Below are 3,945 nucleotides of genomic sequence, written 5' to 3' on the forward strand. Positions count from 1 at the left end.
AAGAAGGGAAGCGGCTGCTTATGTTCCCGCTTCTATTAGTTTAGATAAGGATATTGTGGAATTTTTAGAAATTATGAATTTTGAAGATCGCAATGATTTTTTAAATGAAATGATTGATTCATTTTTTAAATATGTAAAAGGTGAAGAAGACGAAGTAAGATAAAAGGTAACGTTAAAGACATCCAACGAGATGTTTTTTATTTTGTGACCAATTGCTTAAAAGGCATGCTTAAGCCTCGTATAGTTATTTATGGTATAGTATACATTAGATACTATCTAGCAGGTGCAAATGCGAGGAGTGATAAGATGAGTGGATTTAAAAAAGACATTCGTGCCGGATTCGAAGAACCACACTCACTAGAACAATTAAAGCATGAAATGGAGCAAAGCCTGTGGAATTTAAGAAAAGATTTGCGAAATGAAAATCGCTCGGAAACGGAAATGGCAATGATTAAAATTTCGCTGCTGTCACTATTTGAGGAACAGGCAAATAAATTGAGTAAAACTGAGCTTTCTGACTACCTTGCTGATTACCACAAAAGAGTCGRGCAGTTATTCGACAGGTATAGCTATAAATAAGACAAGCATCCTTGCGGGGATGCTTGTTTTTATTTGAGCAAAATTCGCTTGTATTCATTGCGCTTCAGAGGTTTGGATACATACCCGTCGGCTTCTAGCTGATAAATAATGGTGGCGGCTGCATACACGCTAAAGGCATGATCAAGACCAAAGTAGTCTTGCAAAGCGGCGACGCTCACTTCMTCTTGAAAGATTTTACTGCGATTTGATAAGACAATAGGGTAGACGTTTTTAACGATTTGCTTTGAAATTTCGAGTGTTAACATATAAAATCCCTCCTGTGTGAGTGTACATAACTAAAGGTATTCAGCACGRTGTACATTCATGAAAAAGGGAGCGATTACATTTTTAAAAGATAAAGAAAAGAGGAGTAAATGCCCATAAAATCAAAGGTTTTATCTCTTTGTGGGGCATGTTTGAAAAACGCAGTATTTTTAGTGTATGACAAACATTTCCAAAAGTTCTATGGAATTATTAGGAGCAATTTAACTAAATCCACATATCTTAAAGTATAGCAAATGGAGGTGAAACACATGGGATACTACGGAGGTTACGGATACGGTTGTGGTTATGGCGGCGGTGGCTGCGGCGGCGGTTTCGCTTTAATCATTGTACTTTTCATCTTATTAATCATCATCGGCGCTTCTTGCTTCGGCGGCGGCTGGTGCTAATTATTAAAAAATGATGACGACGCAACATCCACACTTTATTTCTTCAATTATTTCTTCCACAAAAGGTCTCTTCGGGATGAAGAGACTTTTTTAGTTTATTATTTATAATAACGTGTACAAACTGCGCGTTAAAAAGGTTTTATGCGTGGTTCTACATAAAAAAAAGACTCTGAAATCAGAGTCTTTTTCTACTTATGCTTTTTGAACGTTAGCAGCTTGAGGTCCGCGTTGACCTTCTTCAACGTCGAATGTTACAGCTTGACCTTCGTCTAAAGATTTGAATCCTTCGCTTTGGATTGCTGAGAAATGTACGAATACATCGTCGCCGTTTTCGCGCTCGATAAATCCGAAACCTTTTTCTGCGTTAAACCATTTTACTGTACCTTTTTCCATGAATGTTGCCTCCTCGTGTGCTATGCACACATTGTATTACTATCCTTGCTCATGATCAAAATCTTTAAGACGAAAGTATTCACCTATCGATTGTTGCCGAACAAAAATAATTCTTCTTATAGAATAGCAAAAGTTAATGATAATTGCAAGGAATGAAGAAAATTTAACGAAGAAGATCATTCATTTAATGAAAGAAAACGAAAATTATACGAGTGAAAATAAGTAAGAAAGAGCGTATCAGGTCACACTATCTCTATATATAAGAAGAAAGGGGTCAGTCATATGTTTAAACAAAAAGCAGGGGAAAAACTGATTGAACTGTTAATTGAATGGGGCGTTGATCATATTTACGGAATGCCAGGAGACTCCATTAATTCAATTATTGAACCGCTTCGCAAAGCCCAGGACAAAATTAAATTTATTCAAGTGAGGCATGAAGAAGCGGGAGCTCTCGCAGCGGCTGCATATGCAAAGCTAACGGGTAAAATCGGTGTATGCACTGCTATTGCCGGACCGGGAGCGATTCATTTATTGAATGGTTTGTATGATGCAAAGTTAGACAAAGCTCCCGTTTTAGCACTTACGGGGCAAGTGGAGTCTGATCTTATCGGAAGCGATGCGTTTCAAGAAATTAATTTAGAGCGAATGTTCGATGACGTGGCTGTATATAACCAGCGAATCATGTCCGCTGAACAGCTTCCCACTGTTGTCAATCAAGCGATTCGAACAGCTTATGTTAAAAAAGGTGTGGCTGTGTTAACCATTCCCGATGATATCCCTCGTTTTGAAGTCGGATCAGAGGCACGAGAAACATCAAGCATAATCGTTAAACAAGACGTCTTTCCTCACAGAGAAGACCTTGAAAAAGCAAAAAATTTGATTGGTAAAGCAGAAAGTCCGGTTATTTTAGCCGGTCGAGGCACACATGAAATGAGAGAAGAGCTGCTTGCGTTTGCCGAAAAGATCGCAGCACCTATTGTTCTTACGCTTCCTGGAAAAGGCGCAATACCGGATGAACATCCATATTGTCTCGGAGGACTTGGATTAATCGGTACAAAGCCAGCGTATGAAGCGATGCAAGAAGCGGATACGCTCATCATGATTGGAACGTCCTATCCGTTTACAGGATTTTTGCCAGACCATGCGAAAACGATTCATATTGATATTGATCCCGCACAAATTGGTAAAAGATATCCTGTAGATGCAGGGCTTGCAGGAGCAGCAAAAACAACCATTCAGTGGTTCTTAGAAAACGTTGGCCGCTCAGAACACCGCCAGTTTTTAGAGCAAAGTCAAGAACGTATGAAAAAGTGGTGGAGTCAGCTTGATACCCAAGAAGCAAAAGAAAGTCTACCTATCAAGCCACAGCGAGTGATTCGAGCGCTTCAGCACGTAGCGGCTGATAACGCGGTCTTGTCCGTAGATGTAGGAAACGTCACAGTATGGATGGCGCGTCATTTTCGTATGACAAATCAGCAGTTTGTGATTTCAAGCTGGCTAGCGACTCTTGGATGCGGGCTGCCGGGCGCACTTGCTGGAAAAATTGCTTATCCCGAGAAGCAGGTGTTTGCGGTCTGTGGAGACGGCGGCTTTGCGATGACGATGGCAGATTTTATTACAGCTGTTAAATACAATCTTCCGCTAGTTGTGGTGCTATTTAATAACCATAAAATCGGTATGATTAAATTTGAACAAGAAGTAATGGGAAATGCTGAATTCGGAACAGACTTAACAAATCCGAACTTTGCTAGATATGCAGATATTTGCGGAGGTGTTGGCTACCGAGTAGAAAAAGAAGAAGAGCTGCTGCCGGCTTTTGAAAGTGCTGTTAGGCAAAACAAGCCGTGTATTATCGATGTAATCGTTGATGCAAACGAAGCGCCTATGCCAGCTAAGATTACGCTAGGACAAGCAACGGGTTATGCCAAGCATATGGTGAAAGAATTGTTTCAAGAAGGCAAGCTAGATTTACCGCCTCTATAAAAAATAGGCTGTGACAAAAGTACTTTAGTAAAGATCCAAACGATGAATCGAGACTCTTAATAGAGAATCAACTTCGTTTGGATTTTTTTGTTGGAATGGTGAAGGTAATTTGATTAACTATAAAATTATTATGTAAACTTAAATGTCGGCAAATAAAAAGGGGTGATATTATTTATTTTATAAAGTGGATGAGCAAAAAAACACCAAATTGGATGGTCTTTTTTTATAAAACTGCTTTAAGATAAGAGAGATAAAGGATAAACTACTAATAAGAAAGTTTAAACGTAAKGACTGACGCCGCATGAACTGGAGACCAGAT

General features: G+C 39.4%; 5 protein-coding genes. 3 read left to right on the forward strand and 2 right to left on the reverse strand.

Annotated elements, in window-relative coordinates:
- Nucleotides 1-306: 306 nt before the first annotated feature.
- Nucleotides 307-579, forward strand: coding sequence for a hypothetical protein (locus AC1DRF_RS18695; protein WP_477741373.1), 273 nt, complete (start codon nt 307-309; stop codon nt 577-579).
- Between the two features lie 29 nt (nt 580-608).
- Here the strand turns inward: AC1DRF_RS18695 and AC1DRF_RS18700 are convergent, their stop codons facing one another.
- Nucleotides 609-845, reverse strand: a complete 237-nt coding sequence (locus AC1DRF_RS18700) for a hypothetical protein (protein ID WP_477741374.1) — start codon at nt 843-845, stop codon at nt 609-611.
- A 267-nt stretch (nt 846-1,112) separates the two neighbouring features.
- On the opposite strand from AC1DRF_RS18700, the gene yjcZ reads away from it, so the two are divergent.
- On the forward strand, nt 1,113-1,250 hold the full coding sequence (yjcZ, locus tag AC1DRF_RS18705) for a sporulation protein YjcZ (protein WP_013057409.1): 138 nt from the start codon (nt 1,113-1,115) through the stop codon (nt 1,248-1,250).
- A 192-nt stretch (nt 1,251-1,442) separates the two neighbouring features.
- On the opposite strand, the gene AC1DRF_RS18710 is transcribed toward yjcZ, so the two are convergent.
- Nucleotides 1,443-1,643, reverse strand: coding sequence for a cold-shock protein (locus AC1DRF_RS18710; protein WP_013057408.1), 201 nt, complete (start codon nt 1,641-1,643; stop codon nt 1,443-1,445).
- 282 nt (nt 1,644-1,925) lie between these two features.
- Between AC1DRF_RS18710 and AC1DRF_RS18715 the strand changes: the two genes are divergently transcribed.
- On the forward strand, nt 1,926-3,626 hold the full coding sequence (locus tag AC1DRF_RS18715; RefSeq protein WP_427076370.1) for a pyruvate oxidase: 1,701 nt from the start codon (nt 1,926-1,928) through the stop codon (nt 3,624-3,626).
- The last annotated feature ends 319 nt before the right edge of the window (nt 3,627-3,945 follow it).

Source organism: Priestia sp. P5_B4, from assembly GCF_056400385.1.

Bases quoted from the DNA above. Each gene is read 5' to 3' on its own strand.
- yjcZ (WP_013057409.1), top strand. From the start codon at position 1,113: ATGGGATACTACGGAGGTTACGGATACGGTTGTGGTTATGGCGGCGGT.
- AC1DRF_RS18710 (WP_013057408.1), bottom strand. From the start codon at position 1,643: ATGGAAAAAGGTACAGTAAAATGGTTTAACGCAGAAAAAGGTTTCGGA.
- AC1DRF_RS18715 (WP_427076370.1), top strand. From the start codon at position 1,926: ATGTTTAAACAAAAAGCAGGGGAAAAACTGATTGAACTGTTAATTGAA.